Here is a 14,880-nt window from a genome sequence, read left to right as displayed (position 1 = left end):
GATCAGTCCTTGGAGACGGTCGACACGAAGTTCGTGTCGAAGCTCGGTCCCAGCTTGAAGTCCTTCAGGTTCGCCCTGGTCGCGGCCACTTCCGTCTGCTGGAAGATGACGACGAACGGGCTGGTCTCGAGAACGGCCTTCTGCAGCCCCTTGTACATGTCCGCGCGCTTGGCGCTGTCCTTCTCCAGGAGTGCTGCCTGCGTTTCCTTCGTCAGTTCCGGCACGTCCCATGTGTTGCGCCAGGCGAGCGTCTTGTTCTTGCCTTCGTCCGAGTTGTCCGTATTCGAGGTGAAGGTCTCGGCGTTCGAGTTCGGGTCGAAGTAGTCCATGCCCCACACACCGATGTAAATGTCGTGGGTGCGGGCGCGGTACTTCGTAAGCGTCTGCTTGCCGTCGCCGGGGATGATTTCCAGCTTCACGCCGGCTTCGGCGAGGGTCTGCTGGATCGACTCGGCGATACCAGCGACCGGCTGGGTGTTGCGCACATCCATGGTCACGGTGAAGCCGTCCGGATAGCCGGCCTTTGCAAGCAGTTCCTTCGCCTTGGCGACGTCCTTTGTGTAGGGCTTTTCGTCGAGAGCACCGAGAACGCCCTTGGGCAGGAAGGTCTGGTGGATATCGCCGATGCCCTTGATCAGGGTCGAGCCGATCGCATCGTAGTCGACCAGGTACTTGAAGGCCTCACGCACTTCGGGCTTGGCGAGCGCCTCGTTCTTCTGGTTGAGGCTGATGTAGTAGATGGAGCCCTTCGGCGCGCTGGTCGAGGCGAGGTCGGCGTTCTTGGCAATGGCATCGAGATCGCCCGGATCGAGGTTGCGGGCAACGTCGACGTCACCGGCTTCGAGCGCGAGGCGCTGGCCGGCGCTTTCCTTCATGTGGCGGTAGATGACACGCGCAAGCTTGGCCTGCTCGCCATGGTAGTTGTCGTTCTTCTCCAGGACGACCAGTTCGTTGGCGCGCCATTCGCGCAGCTTGAAGGCGCCCGAGCCGGCATAGCCGGTCTTCAGCCACTCGTTGCCGAAGTCGGTGTCGTACTTGTACTCGTCGGTCGGCGTTACCGGCTTGGCGTTCTCCATGACCAGCTTCTTGTCGAGCACGGAGGCAACCGTCGCCGTCAGGCAGTTCAGGACGAAGGACGGCGCATAGGGCTTGTCGACGGTGAAGACGAAGGTGGTTTCGTCAGCGGCCTTGGCCTTTTCGGTAACATTGTCGCCGGAGAGGCCGAACTGGGTGAGGATGAAGGCCGGGCTCTTGTCGAGCTTGACCGCGCGCTCGAACGAGAACGCTACGTCTTCGGCGGTGATCGGGTTGCCGGAAGCGAACTTCAGGCCGGACTTGAGCTTGAAGGTGTAGGTGAGACCGTCATCGGAGACGGTCCAGCTCTCGGCGAGGTCGCCCTTGACCTTGGAGGTGTCGGTCGGATCGAGGCGGACGAGCAGATCATAGGTGTTGCTGGTCATTTCCGCCGTCGAGAGCTCGAAAGCCTCGCCCGGATCCATGGTGATGATGTCGTCGATGGCGAATGCTTCGACGAGCGTATCCTTCGGGGTATCAGCAAATGCGGCCGGAGCCGTCATCATCAGAAGCGAAAGCGCGGCGCTCGATGCGAGCATCCGTGCGCGACCATTGAACATTTTCATCATCATGATCCGTTCCCTTGTTTTCCTTTAGGTTTCAATACCGGGCCGTCAGGCTTCGTGCCATGCCTGCCCAAGCACTCTCAGCCAGTTATCCCGGCATATCTTTGCAAGATCGTCAGCGCCGTATCCGGCGGCAGTCAGCGCGGAAACGAGCTTCTGGTTCCCAGCGGCGTCATGGATGTCGGCGGGGATTGTTGCGCCGTCGAAGTCAGAACCCAGCGCCACGCAATCGATGCCCATGCGCTCGACCATGTGGTCGACGTGACGAACCATGTCGGAGAGCGGCGTGTCCGCGCCTTCCTGACCATCGGGGCGCAGCATGGTCGTCGCGTAGTTGAGGCCGACAAGGCCGCGGCGCTCGCGGATCGCGTCCATCTGTTTGTCCGTCAGGTTGCGGGCGACCGGCGTCAGCGCATGCGCATTCGAGTGGCTGGCGATTAGCGGCTGGTCCGAGGACTTCGCCACATCCCAGAAGCCTTTTTCGGTGATGTGCGAAAGATCGATCAGGATGCCGAGGCGATTGCAGGCTCGGACCAAATCAAAGCCGGCCTCGGTCAGGCCGGGGCCGGTATCTGGCGACATCGGATAGGCGAAAGGAACGCCGTGGCCAAAAATGTTGTTGCGGCTCCAGACAGGGCCGAGCGAACGCAGGCCGGCGGCATAGAAGGTCTCAAGCGCGACCAGATCCTTGTCGATCGCCTCGCAGCCCTCCATGTGCAGAACGGCGGCAAACTGGCCCTTCTCTATAGCGGCGCGAATATCGGCGGTCGTCCGGCAAAGGGTCCAGGCGCCGGCGCGGTCGAGCTTGTAGGCGATTGCGGCCATGGCGAGCGCGATGTCGAGCGAAGGCTGGCGTTCCAGTGGTGCTTCGAGGGGGGTGGCGTAGTGCCCGTTCTCTTCGGGCTTGCGAAGCTCGAAATGGCCGGAGGAAATGTAGATGGCGCAGAGGCCGCCAGCGAGGCCGCCGGCACGGGCGCGCGGGCCGTCAATGTGACCCTGGTCGGTGCCGTCCCTGAACTCTGCGACGGGATCGCTCCCGCCCTGCATGTTGTTGAGCAGTCGGAGCAGCACATCATTGTGCCCGTCGAAGATAAGTTGCATGCCGATACCTGTCTGTGAACGCAGGGATATCCGCCCGAGGTCACGCAAGGGGAGGGTGCGGCTTTGTCAAAGCCGGCTGCCGCCGCGGAGCGATCCGGGGAAGATCCCTGTCGGGATATGCGAAGGGCTGATCCTAAAACTGAAAACCGGTTCCCTGCAAGGGGTTAAACCATGAAATCTAAGGGGATGATTCAGGACTGGCCGACGAATGCAGCTTTTCCGCCGATGTAGGTCGCACGAATGTCGAGGCTGTCGTCAAGGACGGTGAAATCCGCGTCATGTCCGTGCGTTAGCCGTCCCTTGCGACCGGTCATTCCAATAGCTTCCGCCGGATAGAGGGAGGCCATACGCAGCGCCTCCTCAAGTTCCAGGCCGACTTGCTCATGCATGAAGCGGACGCAGGAGATCATGTCGATATCGGCGCCTGCAAGCGTTCCGTCCGCGAGCGTCAGGCGCCCGTCCTTCCGGTAGATCTTGCGGCCGTTGAGCGTAAAGCTCGTCATGTCGGTGCCGATGGGAGACATCGCGTCGGTGACGAGGAAGATGCGTCCCGGTCCCTTCTTGGCGCGCATCGCCACGCCGATGGAGATGGCATCGACATGGAAACCGTCGGCAATAAGTCCGGCGTTGATATGGCCGAGATCAAGCGCGCCGCCGACCATACCGGGCTCGCGGTGGCCGAGCGGGCTCATGGCGTTAAAGAGGTGCGTCATCATCCGCGCCCCTGCGGCGACGGCGGCGTTGACGGTGGCATAGGTGCTGTCGGAATGTCCGAGGCTGACCGTGACCCCGGCGTCTGCCAGGGTGGCGATCTGCTCGTTGTTCACGTTCTCGGGCGCGACGGTCATCAGCAGCGCCTCCAGCCTGCCGCGCGCCTCGATGGTGCGTGCCAGATCGTCGGCCTCCATCGGACGAATAAGCTTTGGATCGTGCGCGCCTTTTCGGGCGATTGAAAGGTGCGGGCCCTCGAGATGCAGGCCGAGGAAGCCCGGCACATTGGCTTCACGTGCCGCAACGCCGGCGGCAATCGTGCGGATGGCTATCTCGCGTGTGTCGGTGATCAGCGTCGGCAGAAGGGCCGTGGTGCCGAAGCGGGCGTGCGCGGCGCAGACCGTGCGGATGCCGTCGACATCCGGCTGTTCGTTCAAGAGAACGCCGCCGCCACCGTTGACCTGCAGGTCGACGAAGCCGGGTACGATGCGGCAGCCGTCCATGCTCGTGCGCACCGCAGTTGCGGGGATCTCGTCGTTGTCGACGATGCCGGCCACTTTACCGTCTTCGATCAGAAGAACGCGATCGTCATGCCAGAGATCGCCGTCGAAAATCCGGGCCCCGGTGATTGCCGTTTGCGCGCTCATCTCGTCTCCGTCACTTTCTTGAGATTGACAGGCTTGTCAGGGTCGAGGCCGCGAGCGCGCGACCAGGCTTCGACGAAGCCATAGAAGGGCACGATCAGCGCCAGCGCATCGGTGGTCGGGTGGCCGGTGGAAATGAAGGGCAGCTTCTTGGCCGATTTCGCGCCCGCCGAGGTCACGCAAGCGTAGGCGCCCTTGTCGGCAAGGCCATCGGCCATGCCGGTTACGGACTGTTCGGCAGCATCACGCGCAGCGAGCGCGATGACAGGGAAGGTCGGCCCGACCAGGGCGACGGGGCCGTGCAGCACCTCGGCGGATGAATAGGCTTCGGCGTGCAGTCCCGAAGTCTCCTTGAATTTGAGTGCCGCCTCGCTGGCGATTGCAAGCCCAGGGCCGCGGCCGAGGACGTAAAGCGACTTGGCCTCGGCGAGGTCGGAGATTAACTCGCTCCAGTCGAGCGTGATAGCCTTGCCGAGATGTTCGGGCAGTGCCTGTACCGCGTTTTTGAGCGCCGCATCCCCGGTCCATTCGGCGAGGATGGCGAGCCCGGCGACAATCGAGTTCACGTAGGACTTCGTTGCCGCCACGCTCAGTTCCGGGCCGGCGCAAATGTCGAGCGGATGGCTGCAGGCTTCGGAAAGTGGTGAGGGGATAGTGTTGGTCAGCGCAATCGAGATCGCGCCGGCGTCGGTCGTGGACTTGGCCATGGCGACGATGTCCGGGCTCTTTCCGGACTGGGAAATGGCGATGGCAGCCGCACCGTCGAGTTTCAGTTTCGCACTGTAGATAGAGGCGAGCGACGGGCCGAGGGATGCGACCGGCCGGCCGGCGGTCAGTTCGATCGCATATTTCAGGAACAGGGCAGCGTGATCGGAGGAGCCGCGGGCGACGGTGACAAAGAAGCGCGGATCGGCTGCCTTCAACGCCTTCCCCGCAGCGGCAATCGCGTCCGCCTGGCGTTCCAGCACACGGGCGGCGGCTTCGGGAATCTCGTTGATCTCACGGCGCATATTGGTCTGCATGATCTGGTCTTTCTTTAGAGGGCGGAGGCTTAGGCGTCCGGGAGCGTCAACTCCGCCACGAAATCGTAGGCATCGCCGCGGTAGAGCGAGCGGGTGAATTCGACCACCTTGCCCGAGGCAAGATAGGAAACGCGTTCGATCGACAGTCCTGCCACCCCAGCGGTCACGCCAAGCAATGCCGCGTCCGGTTCCTTGATATTGTAGGCTGAAATGCGCTGAACGGCACGTACTGGACGAAAGCCGCGCTGGTCGAGAGCAGCGTAGAGCGAGCCGGTCACCTGCGCAGGATCGGGCAGGAACTCGGACGAAATGCAGGCGCGCTCGATCGCGAGCGGCATGTCGTCGGCGATGCGCAGACGCCCAAGCCGGGCGACGAGCGCATCGGCGGGAAGCCCGAGGATCATCATCTCGTCGGGCGAAGGGTGGAACAGGCCGCGATCGAGCCACTGCGCGCGTGTCGTAAGACCGCGGCGTGCCATATCCTCGGTAAACGACGTAAGGCGCGACAGCGATTGCTGCACCTTGGAGACTGGCTTGACGACGAAGGTGCCCGAGCCGTGCCGGCGCACGAGCAGGCCGTCCTTGACGAGATCGTCGACGGCCTTGCGCACCGTCACCCGGCTGATGTTGGCATAGTCGGCCAGATCGCGCTCCGGCGGCAGTGCGTCGCCGTGATTGAGCTTGCCGGAGTTGATCGCCTCTTCCAGCGTCTGGCGGAGCTTGAGGTACAGCGGGCCGGAACCGCCGGCCTGCAGGCGCTCCGGCGACAGGATGGAGGCGAGAAGGCCGGTCATGCAGTCGCACCTCCGGTCCGATCGCGGTACCTGTTGGCGGCGAGCGCTACCGCACCTGTCAGCGCATCGGCCTGCGGTTCGACGAGGATCGCCCTGTGCCGCGGCTCGAGCCAGGCCGGGTAAAGCGGCGCCAGTCCGCCGAGCAGGCACAACCGCTCAGGGCCACCGATCTTTGTGATGGCGTCGAGTGCCTCGTTGACCGACTTGGCCGCCGTTTCAATCAATGCCAGCGCGCCCGGATCGTTCTGTTCGGCATATTGGAAGACCAGTGGCGCATAACGGCCAAAATCCCCGGGCTTGGAGAGGCGGGCGAATTCGACCATGGCGGTCGGGTCGTTCTTGAATTCGGTGAGAACGGCGTCCGTGACGGCGGAGCGCGGGTGGATGCCGTCATGCGCAAGCAGCGCCTCCTGCAGGAGCGCGTGGCCGAGCCGCGCGCCACCGCCGAGATCGCCGATCATGAACCCCCAGCCGCCGATATAATGGATCATGCCGGCCTTGCGGGCCATGAAGATGGTGCCGGTGCCGAGGATTGCCACCGAGCCTTCCGCATCGCCGATTGCGCCCTGCAGCGCAATGAGGCCATCGGAGTCGATGTCGGTGTGACGGAAGGGCAGGCGTTCGCGCACATACTGGGTGAGGTTGCCGACATTGGTTCCGGCCAGGCCGAGAAAGGCGGATGCGCTTGCGACTGCTTCCTTGGGAATGCCAGCATTGTGGAAAGCCGTCTCGGCAGCTTCCGTGATGCTGTTTATGGCGTTGTTCGGATCAGTCAGGATATTGGCGGCGCCGCTCTTTCCCCGACCCAGGATGCTGCCTTGCGGGTCCGCGACCGCTGCGCGGCAGCTTGTGCCGCCGCCATCTATGCCGATGATGAAGTCTGCCATGGGGAACCTCCGGGAAAGACAATACCAAAAAAATACCATTAACCAAGGGGGAAACTCACTGTTGTCCGATTTGAAATGTCAATTTATTGAAATTGATAGACAAATTTGTGTAGCGCGACTTTTCTGTCGTCAAAAGTTAATTTCCTATAGACAATTGGTATTTTTTTGGCATTAATTTGCCCCAAGGGAGAACAATCAATGGCAGCAGGCAGAACCGAAGCCAGGCATGAGCAGGCCGAAGGGCTGGACGAACGCAGTCCTGTCGAGGTGCTAGCGGTCCTGTCGTCCGCCCAGCAGGCCGCCGCGGCTGTCGTTGATGCGGCCATTCCCGATATTGCCGAGGCGGCGAAACTTGCGACCGATGCGCTGCGCTCTGGTGGTCGGCTGATCTATGTCGGCGCCGGCAGTTCCGGCCTCATGGCCATGGCGGACGCGCTCGAACTTCCCGGAACCTACGGCATCGCCCGTGACCGCATCGTGATCTTGCTTGCCGGCGGGGCGGCAAGCCTTGAGGATCTCGCAGGTGGCTACGAGGACGACGAAGCGCTTGCGGTTTCCGATGCGGAAATGGCCGGGATCGGCAAGGGCGACTGCGTGATCTGCGTGACCGCCAGCGGCTCGACGCCCTATGCCATCGCTATTGCCGACTACGCCCGCGAGCGCGAAGCCCAGGTGATCGCGCTCGCCAACAATCCGGGCGCCCCGCTTTTTGCCTATGCCGACATTTCGATCCTGCTGCAGACGCCGCCTGAGGTGATCGCCGGCTCCACCCGCATGGGTGCGGGCACAGCGCAGAAGATTGCCTTCAATATGCTGTCAACGCTTGTCGGTATTCAGCTTGGCCATGTGCATGACGGCTACATGGTCAATCTCAAGGCGGACAATATTAAACTCAGAGGGCGCGCCAGCCGCATCGTTGCCGGCATTTCGGGTGTCGACTTGGACGAGGCGGAGCGGCTGCTCGAGCAATCCGACGGCTCGGTCAAGGCGGCGGTTTTGATCGCAGCCGGTGCCGCGGATGCGTCCGCGGCAAAGGCCACACTTGACAATTCCGGGCAAAGCCTACGGCGTGCCCTGAAAAGTCTACGATAACGGGAACCGCGCCACCGTGCGCACAAAAGGGGAGAATGTTATGACTCGTAACGTAATCAAGGGATTGCTACTTGCCACGAGCATCCTCGGCGCCGCCGGGATCGCTCAGGCGCAGGACGTCACATTGACGATCGAAAGCTGGCGCAATGACGACCTGCCGATCTGGAAGGACAAGATCATCCCAGCCTTCGAGGCAAAGAACCCGGGCATCAAGGTAACCTTCGCGCCGACCGCGCCGACCGAATACAACGCCGCGCTGAACGCCAAGCTTGACGCCGGTTCTGCAGGCGATCTGATCACCTGCCGCCCGTTCGACGTCTCGCTCGAACAGTTCAACAAGGGCCACCTTGCCGACCTGACGGGACTTGCTGGCATGGAGAACTTCTCCGACGTTGCCAAGTCCGCCTGGACCACCGACGACGGCAAGGCCACTTTCTGCGTGCCGATGGCGTCGGTCATCCACGGCTTCATCTACAACAAGGACGCCTTCGACCAGCTCGGCATCTCCGTTCCTGCGACCGAAGCCGAATTCTTCGCCGCCCTCGACAAGATCAAGGCCGACGGCAACTACATCCCGATGGCGATGGGCACGAAGGACCTGTGGGAAGCCGCAACCATGGGCTACCAGAACATCGGCCCGAACTACTGGAAAGGCGAGGAAGGCCGCTTGGCGCTGATCAAGGGCGAGCAGAAGCTGACCGATCCGCAGTGGGTCGAGCCGTTCGCAACGCTTGCCAAGTGGAAGGACTATCTCGGCGACGGTTTCGAGGCCCAGACCTATCCGGACAGCCAGAACCTCTTCACGCTCGGCCGCGCCGCCATCTATCCGGCCGGCTCGTGGGAGATCGGTCTGTTCAACACGCAGGCCCAGTTCAAGATGGGCGCCTTCCCGCCGCCAGTTAAGAACGCCGGCGACACCTGCTACATCTCGGACCACAACGACATCGGGATTGGTCTGAATGCCAAGAGCGCGAATGCGGAAGCAGCGAAGAAGTTCCTCTCCTTCGTCGCCTCGCCGGAATTTGCCGACATGTACGCCAACTCGCTTCCGGGCTTCTTCAGCCTGAATTCGACGGCGGTGAAGATGACCGATCCGCTCGCGCAGGAGTTCGTCTCCTGGCGCGAGAAGTGCAAGCCGACGATCCGCTCGACCTACCAGATCCTGGCGCGCGGCACGCCCAGCCTTGAAAACGAGACCTGGACGGAATCGGCCAACGTCATCAACGGCACCGATACGCCGGAAGTGGCCGCCGAGAAGCTGCAGAAGGGTCTCGACAGCTGGTACAAGCCGGCGAAATAAGGCGCTTGCCCTCCCCTTGGGGGGGGAGGGTCGGCCCGAAGGGCCGGGGCGGGGTACTGCCGCGTTGCGACAGTGGTCACTCCCACCCGCGCGTTCCGCGCGACCTCCCCCTCAGGGGGGAGGTGGACCGGACGGTGAGCGGCGCGGCAAATCCCTTCTCCCCGCATGTGGGGAGAAGGTGCCGGCAGGCGGATGAGGGGCTCTTTGCGCCTCTGTTGATCGCGGTCCGAGGTCCGCGCCATCTCCTGAAATTCGTGTAAGCTGATCTTCATTTCGCCGGGGCAATCCGGCAGGCAATCATGCGGCGGGACCGGCCGTGTGACGCCTCCGTCACCGCGGAAAACAGTCGAACCATCGGTCGAACGAACGGGCAAGGCCATGACGGACGCCACATTATCTCGGGACGAATTGGAAGTCGTACGGCGCCCGCGGCGCTGGCACATCGGCGTGTTCCTGCTGCCGGCGCTGGTCGTCTATTCGGCCGTGATGATCCTGCCGCTGTTCGAGACGCTGCGGCTGTCCTTCTACAATACGATCGACGGCCAATACACCTTCGTCGGCCTCGACAACTTCCGCACACTGTTCGGCGATGCACGCTGGGCCTCCGACTTCTGGAACGCGCTCAAGAACAACTTCATCTTCTTCGCCATCCACATGCTCGTGCAGAACCCGATCGGGATTGCGCTTGCGGCGCTGCTGTCGCTGCCGAAGCTGCGCGGCGCAGCCTTCTATCGCACCGCCATCTTCCTGCCGACGCTCTTGTCCTTCGTGATCGTCGGCTTCATCTGGAAGCTGATCCTCTCGCCGATCTGGGGTGTCTCGCCCTACCTGATGGACCTCGTTGGACTGAAGTGGATGTTCGCACCCTGGCTCGGCAAGCCGGGCACGGCGCTGATCGCCGTATCTCTGATCTCGGTCTGGCAATATATCGGCATCCCGATGATGCTGATCTATGCCGCACTTCTGAACATCCCCGAAGAAGTGATCGAGGCAGCCGAATGCGACGGTATCACCGGCTGGGCGCAGTTCTTCAAGATCAAATTGCCGCTGATCTTGCCGGCGATCGGCATCATTTCGATCCTCACCTTCGTCGGTAACTTCAACGCCTTTGACCTGGTCTACACCGTGCAGGGCGCGCTTGCCGGGCCGGACGGATCGACGGACATCCTCGGCACACTGCTCTACCGCACCTTCTTCGGCTTCCAATTGCAGCTTGGCGACCGCTCGATGGGGGCGACGATCGCAACGGTGATGTTCCTGATCATCCTCGCCGGCGTCTCGCTCTACCTTTTCGTCATCCAGCGGCGCATCCGCCGCTACCAGTTCTGACCGGAGGCGACCATGTCCAAGGCACGCACCTCGTTCGGCCGCATCGCTCTCGTCCACATCGCGCTGATCTCATACACCGTGATCGCGATTTTTCCGGTGTTCCTGACGCTCATCAACTCGTTCAAGAACCGCAACGCGATCTTTCGCAACCCCATGCAGCTTCCGACCCCCGAGACGTTCGACCTCGTGGGCTATGCCACGGTGCTCGGGCAGGGGGATTTTGCGACCTATTTCCAGAACAGCCTGATTGTCACTGTCGTCTCGATCTTCCTGGTGCTGCTGTTCGGCGCGATGGCCGCATTTGCGCTGTCTGAGTATCGTTTTCGCGGCAATACGCTGATGGGGCTGTACCTGGCGCTCGGCATCATGATCCCGATCCGTCTCGGTACGGTGGCGATCCTGCAGGGGATGGTGGCGACCGGGCTCGTCAACACGCTGACGGCGCTGATCCTCGTCTACACCGCGCAGGGGCTGCCGCTTGCGGTGTTCATCCTGTCCGAGTTCATGCGTACGGTTTCCGACGACCTGAAGAATGCCGGGCGCATCGACGGCCTCTCGGAATACTCGATCTTTTTCCGGCTCGTCCTGCCGCTCGTGCGTCCCGCGATGGCGACGGTCGCCGTCTTCACAATGATCCCGATATGGAACGATCTGTGGTTCCCGCTGATCCTCGCGCCCAGCGAGGCGACGAAGACCGTCACGCTCGGCTCGCAGATTTTCATCGGCCAGTTCGTCACCAACTGGAATGCGGTGCTCGCGGCCCTTTCTCTGGCGATCCTGCCGGTTCTTGTCCTCTATCTTGCATTTTCGCGGCAGCTCATCCGCGGCATTACCTCAGGAGCAGTGAAATGACCTCTTCTTCCGCCCCGATCCGTGTTCTTTCCGCGGGCCTCGGCAACATGGGCCGCAGTCATGCGCTGGCCTACCACGAGAACCCGGGTTTCGAGATCGTCGGCCTCGTCAACCGCTCGAAGGTAGACCTGCCGGATGCGTTGAAGGGATATGAGATCCTGCCCTCTTTCACCGAAGCGCTGAAGGAGCTGAAGCCGGAACTCTGCTCGATCAACACCTATTCCGACAGCCACGCGGAATACGCGCTCGCGGCGATGGAGGCGGGCGCGCATGTTTTCGTCGAGAAGCCTCTGGCGACGACGGTTGCCGATGCCGAGCGCGTCGTTGCCTGCGCCAAGGCAAATGGCCGCAAACTGGTGATCGGCTACATCCTGCGTCACCATCCCTCCTGGATGCGTCTGATCGCCGAAGCCCGCAAGCTCGGGGGGCCCTACGTGTTCCGCATGAACCTGAACCAGCAATCGAGCGGGCCGACCTGGGCGACGCATAAGCAGCTCATGCAGACGACGCCGCCGATCGTCGATTGCGGCGTGCATTATGTTGACGTGATGTGCCAGATCACCGATGCCAAGCCGGTGGAGGTGCGCGGCATGGGGCTACGCCTCTCCGAGGAGATCGCATCGGACATGTACAACTACGGCCACCTGCAGGTGCTGTTCGACGACGGCTCGCTTGGGTGGTACGAGGCCGGCTGGGGACCGATGATTTCGGAAACTGCCTTTTTCGTGAAGGACGTCATGTCGCCCAAGGGCTCGGTCTCGATCGTCATGGACCCGAACGCAAAATCCGACGACATCGATACCCACACCAAGACCTCCGTTATCCGTCTGCATAATGCCGAGACAGGACCGAACGGACGGTTCCTAACGGCAGACGAGGATTTGAAGATGGCGGGTGAGCCCGGGCATCAGGAGCTCTGCGATTTCGAGCAGGCCTATGTGCTGAAGGCAATTCGTGAGGACATCGACCTGTCGCGTCACATGGAGGACGCAGTGCAGTCGCTGCGCATCTGCCTTGCCGCTGACGAAAGTGTGCGCACCGGCAAGCCGGTCAAGCTGTAAGAAGGAAACATCGATGGGTTCTCTGCAACTGAAATCCGTGCGCAAGTCCTTCGGCCCGGTCGACGTCCTCAAGGGCATCGACCTCGAGGTGAAGGACGGCGAGTTTGTCATTTTCGTCGGACCTTCGGGCTGTGGGAAATCCACGCTCCTGCGCATCATCGCGGGGCTTGAGGATTCGACCTCTGGCAACATCCTGATCGACGGCGCGGAAGTCAGCGCCGTGCCTCCGGCCAAGCGGGGTATCGCCATGGTTTTCCAGTCCTATGCGCTCTATCCGCACCTGACGGTCAAGGACAACATGGGGCTTGGCCTGAAGCAGGCCGGCGCACCGAAGACGCAGATCGAGGAACGCACCAAGAAGGCCTCCGCGATGCTCTCGCTCGATAAACTTCTTGAACGCCGCCCGGCCGAGCTTTCCGGCGGTCAGCGTCAGCGCGTGGCGATCGGACGCGCGATCGTGCGCGAGCCCAAGCTCTTCCTGTTCGACGAGCCGCTGTCGAACCTAGATGCGGCGCTGCGCGTCAATACCCGTCTTGAAATCGCCCGCCTGCACCGCGAGCTGAAGGCAACGATGATCTACGTCACCCACGACCAGGTCGAGGCGATGACGCTGGCGGACAAGATCGTCGTCCTCGACGCCGGCGTGATCCAGCAGGTCGGCTCGCCGATGGAACTCTACAACCGCCCCGCAAATCTATTCGTCGCCGGATTCATCGGCTCGCCGGCCACGAACTTTATCGACGCGGATCGGCTCGACCAGAAGGGCGCCAAGACGATCGGGATCCGTCCGGAGCACATCACACTTTCGCGAGAAGGCGGTGAATGGATGGGCAGAATCGTCCATGTCGAACACCTCGGCGCCGACACGATTGTCTATCTGGACAGCGAAAAAGCCGGTCTTCTGACAGCCCGGCTTTTCGGCGAACATCACTACGAACCCGACGATATTGTCTATGCGACGCCGAACGCTGATCAGCTGCATCGCTTCGATGCGGATGGCCGGGCGATACGGTGAGGCCCCTCATCACAATTCCGTGATTACGGTGGTTGTGCAGCGCAATAGTCCATTGCGCTTTCGCAAGACCTAACATACATGGCTGTTTGTATAAATGCGATGCGGGGAGCGAGCGGCTTTCCGCATTGAGTCTTTTCAAGGCCTTCCGGCCTGGACTTGCACCTTTTTCGGGGCCGCGGCCCCATTCTTGCTCGTGGAAAAACCGATGCGGATCATCAGACCGATAGCAATTGCGACAATGGGAAGCCTGTTCCTCCTGGCTGGTTGCCAGAAGGATGAGGAAAAGAACGCCGGTGCTCCGGCCATGCCTCCGGCGCAGGTGGCGGTCATCACCACGAAAACGGAAGAAGCGCCGATCACCAATGAATTGCCGGGCCGCATCGCTGCAACCCGCACGGCCGAAGTTCGTCCGCGCGTTTCCGGTATCGTCGTCGAGCGCGTGTTCCAGCAGGGCTCGATCGTGAAGGAAGGCGATGTGCTCTATCGGATCGACCCGATGCCATTCCAGGTGCTGGTCGACAGTGCCGAGGGCACGCTGCGCCGCGCAAAGGCCGTTCAGTTGCAGGCCAAGCAGGCGTCTGATCGCCAGGAGCAGTTGAAGAAATCGAACGTTGCTTCCGCCCAGCAGTTTGACGACGCCGTCGCACAGCTCGCGCAGGCAGATGCCGATGTGGCGATCGCGGAGGCAGGGCTGGCCACCGCCAAGCTCAATCTGCAGTACTCCAGCGTGACAGCGCCGATCACCGGCCGTATCGGCCGCGCCATGATCACCGAGGGTGCGCTTGTCAGCGCCAATGGTGCCGAGGCCTTGGCAACCATCCAGCAGCTTGACCCTGTCTATGCCGACTTCACCCAGTCGGCCACCGACCTTATCCGCCTGCGCAAGGCGCTCGAGGACGGCGACCTGATGAGCGACGAGAACTCCGCGGACGTGAAGCTTCTCTTCGATGACGGCACGGCCTACGCGCAGCCCGGCAAGCTCCTCTTCTCGGAAGCCGCCGTGGATGCGACCACTGGCCAGGTGACGTTGCGCGGGGAGTTCCCGAATCCGAACAACGACTTGCTGCCCGGTATGTATGTTCGAGTTGAAATCCAGCAGGGTATCGAGAAGAACGCCATCCTCGTTCCGCAGCAGGCGGTCCTGCGCGACGGTGCCGGCCTGGCGCAGGTCTATGTCGTCACCGCCGAGAACACGATCGAGCTTCGTCGCATCACGGTCGGTCGCGCCGTTGGCCAGCGGTGGGTCGTCACAAGCGGCCTTCAGACCGGCGAAAAGGTTGTCGTCGAGGGCTTCCAGAAGGCACGCCCCGGCAGCGCGGTCGCTCCGTCGGACTGGAAGCCGGCCGCAAATGCGCCGGCTTCGGCCGATGAAACGGCCAAGGCCGAGCCCGAAGGCGATGCGAAGGCCAAGCCGGCCGCCGCAGCGAATTGA

At 62.2% G+C, this 14,880-nt stretch carries 13 protein-coding genes; 7 read left to right on the top strand and 6 right to left on the bottom strand.

The features are described 5' to 3' along the window. Positions 1 to 2: 2 nt before the first annotated feature. From IB238_RS10445 to IB238_RS10420, 6 genes are all read right to left on the bottom strand, one after another. On the bottom strand, positions 3 to 1,643 hold the full coding sequence (locus IB238_RS10445) for an ABC transporter substrate-binding protein (RefSeq protein ID WP_192247654.1): 1,641 nt from the start codon (positions 1,641 to 1,643) through the stop codon (positions 3 to 5). 45 nt (positions 1,644 to 1,688) lie between these two features. Beyond that, positions 1,689 to 2,741, bottom strand: coding sequence for a dipeptidase (locus IB238_RS10440; RefSeq protein ID WP_192245950.1), 1,053 nt, complete (start codon positions 2,739 to 2,741; stop codon positions 1,689 to 1,691). A 191-nt stretch (positions 2,742 to 2,932) separates the two neighbouring features. Then, entirely contained in the window at positions 2,933 to 4,099 is a 1,167-nt protein-coding gene (nagA, locus tag IB238_RS10435; RefSeq protein ID WP_192245948.1) for an N-acetylglucosamine-6-phosphate deacetylase, read from the bottom strand. After that, positions 4,096 to 5,118 carry an SIS domain-containing protein gene (locus IB238_RS10430; protein WP_192245946.1) on the bottom strand — a complete coding sequence of 341 codons (1,023 nt, stop codon included), beginning with the start codon at positions 5,116 to 5,118 and terminating at the stop codon, positions 4,096 to 4,098. Before IB238_RS10430 ends, nagA begins: the two co-directional genes overlap by 4 nt. 29 nt (positions 5,119 to 5,147) lie before the next feature. After that, positions 5,148 to 5,912, bottom strand: coding sequence for a GntR family transcriptional regulator (locus tag IB238_RS10425; protein WP_192245943.1), 765 nt, complete (start codon positions 5,910 to 5,912; stop codon positions 5,148 to 5,150). Continuing rightward, on the bottom strand, positions 5,909 to 6,799 hold the full coding sequence (locus tag IB238_RS10420) for an N-acetylglucosamine kinase (RefSeq protein WP_192245940.1): 891 nt from the start codon (positions 6,797 to 6,799) through the stop codon (positions 5,909 to 5,911). The genes IB238_RS10425 and IB238_RS10420 overlap by 4 nt, the downstream gene beginning before the upstream one ends. A 198-nt stretch (positions 6,800 to 6,997) precedes the next feature. Here IB238_RS10420 and IB238_RS10415 point away from each other — a divergent pair, with 198 nt between their 5' ends. The 7 genes from IB238_RS10415 to IB238_RS10385 all read left to right on the top strand — a co-directional run bounded on the left by IB238_RS10415 (position 6,998) and on the right by IB238_RS10385 (position 14,880). After that, positions 6,998 to 7,891, top strand: a complete 894-nt coding sequence (locus IB238_RS10415; protein ID WP_192245935.1) for an N-acetylmuramic acid 6-phosphate etherase — start codon at positions 6,998 to 7,000, stop codon at positions 7,889 to 7,891. A gap of 40 nt (positions 7,892 to 7,931) precedes the next feature. Next, positions 7,932 to 9,191 (top strand): ABC transporter substrate-binding protein, encoded by a 1,260-nt coding sequence (locus IB238_RS10410; RefSeq protein ID WP_192245933.1) that lies wholly within the window; start codon positions 7,932 to 7,934, stop codon positions 9,189 to 9,191. A 378-nt stretch (positions 9,192 to 9,569) separates the two neighbouring features. After that, the gene (locus IB238_RS10405; protein ID WP_192245931.1) at positions 9,570 to 10,520 is read left to right on the top strand and encodes a sugar ABC transporter permease; all 951 of its coding nucleotides are present in this window, start codon (positions 9,570 to 9,572) and stop codon (positions 10,518 to 10,520) included. A gap of 12 nt (positions 10,521 to 10,532) precedes the next feature. Then, positions 10,533 to 11,372 carry a carbohydrate ABC transporter permease gene (locus IB238_RS10400; protein ID WP_192245929.1) on the top strand — a complete coding sequence of 280 codons (840 nt, stop codon included), beginning with the start codon at positions 10,533 to 10,535 and terminating at the stop codon, positions 11,370 to 11,372. Continuing rightward, on the top strand, positions 11,369 to 12,433 hold the full coding sequence (locus IB238_RS10395) for a Gfo/Idh/MocA family oxidoreductase (RefSeq protein ID WP_192245927.1): 1,065 nt from the start codon (positions 11,369 to 11,371) through the stop codon (positions 12,431 to 12,433). The genes IB238_RS10400 and IB238_RS10395 overlap by 4 nt, the downstream gene beginning before the upstream one ends. A gap of 13 nt (positions 12,434 to 12,446) precedes the next feature. Then, complete coding sequence (locus IB238_RS10390) at positions 12,447 to 13,448, top strand: ABC transporter ATP-binding protein (protein ID WP_192245925.1); 1,002 nt, start codon at positions 12,447 to 12,449, stop codon at positions 13,446 to 13,448. 193 nt (positions 13,449 to 13,641) lie between these two features. Then, the gene (locus IB238_RS10385; RefSeq protein WP_348648251.1) at positions 13,642 to 14,880 is read left to right on the top strand and encodes an efflux RND transporter periplasmic adaptor subunit; all 1,239 of its coding nucleotides are present in this window, start codon (positions 13,642 to 13,644) and stop codon (positions 14,878 to 14,880) included.

This window comes from Rhizobium sp. ARZ01 (assembly GCF_014851675.1).
GTDB lineage: Bacteria > Pseudomonadota > Alphaproteobacteria > Rhizobiales > Rhizobiaceae > Mycoplana.
This window is presented reverse-complemented; position numbering and strand designations above follow the sequence as displayed.

Bases quoted from the DNA above. Each gene is read 5' to 3' on its own strand.
- IB238_RS10445 (WP_192247654.1), bottom strand. From the start codon at position 1,643: ATGATGAAAATGTTCAATGGTCGCGCACGGATGCTCGCATCGAGCGCC.
- IB238_RS10440 (WP_192245950.1), bottom strand. From the start codon at position 2,741: ATGCAACTTATCTTCGACGGGCACAATGATGTGCTGCTCCGACTGCTC.
- nagA (WP_192245948.1), bottom strand. From the start codon at position 4,099: ATGAGCGCGCAAACGGCAATCACCGGGGCCCGGATTTTCGACGGCGAT.
- IB238_RS10430 (WP_192245946.1), bottom strand. From the start codon at position 5,118: ATGCAGACCAATATGCGCCGTGAGATCAACGAGATTCCCGAAGCCGCC.
- IB238_RS10425 (WP_192245943.1), bottom strand. From the start codon at position 5,912: ATGACCGGCCTTCTCGCCTCCATCCTGTCGCCGGAGCGCCTGCAGGCC.
- IB238_RS10420 (WP_192245940.1), bottom strand. From the start codon at position 6,799: ATGGCAGACTTCATCATCGGCATAGATGGCGGCGGCACAAGCTGCCGC.
- IB238_RS10415 (WP_192245935.1), top strand. From the start codon at position 6,998: ATGGCAGCAGGCAGAACCGAAGCCAGGCATGAGCAGGCCGAAGGGCTG.
- IB238_RS10410 (WP_192245933.1), top strand. From the start codon at position 7,932: ATGACTCGTAACGTAATCAAGGGATTGCTACTTGCCACGAGCATCCTC.
- IB238_RS10405 (WP_192245931.1), top strand. From the start codon at position 9,570: ATGACGGACGCCACATTATCTCGGGACGAATTGGAAGTCGTACGGCGC.
- IB238_RS10400 (WP_192245929.1), top strand. From the start codon at position 10,533: ATGTCCAAGGCACGCACCTCGTTCGGCCGCATCGCTCTCGTCCACATC.
- IB238_RS10395 (WP_192245927.1), top strand. From the start codon at position 11,369: ATGACCTCTTCTTCCGCCCCGATCCGTGTTCTTTCCGCGGGCCTCGGC.
- IB238_RS10390 (WP_192245925.1), top strand. From the start codon at position 12,447: ATGGGTTCTCTGCAACTGAAATCCGTGCGCAAGTCCTTCGGCCCGGTC.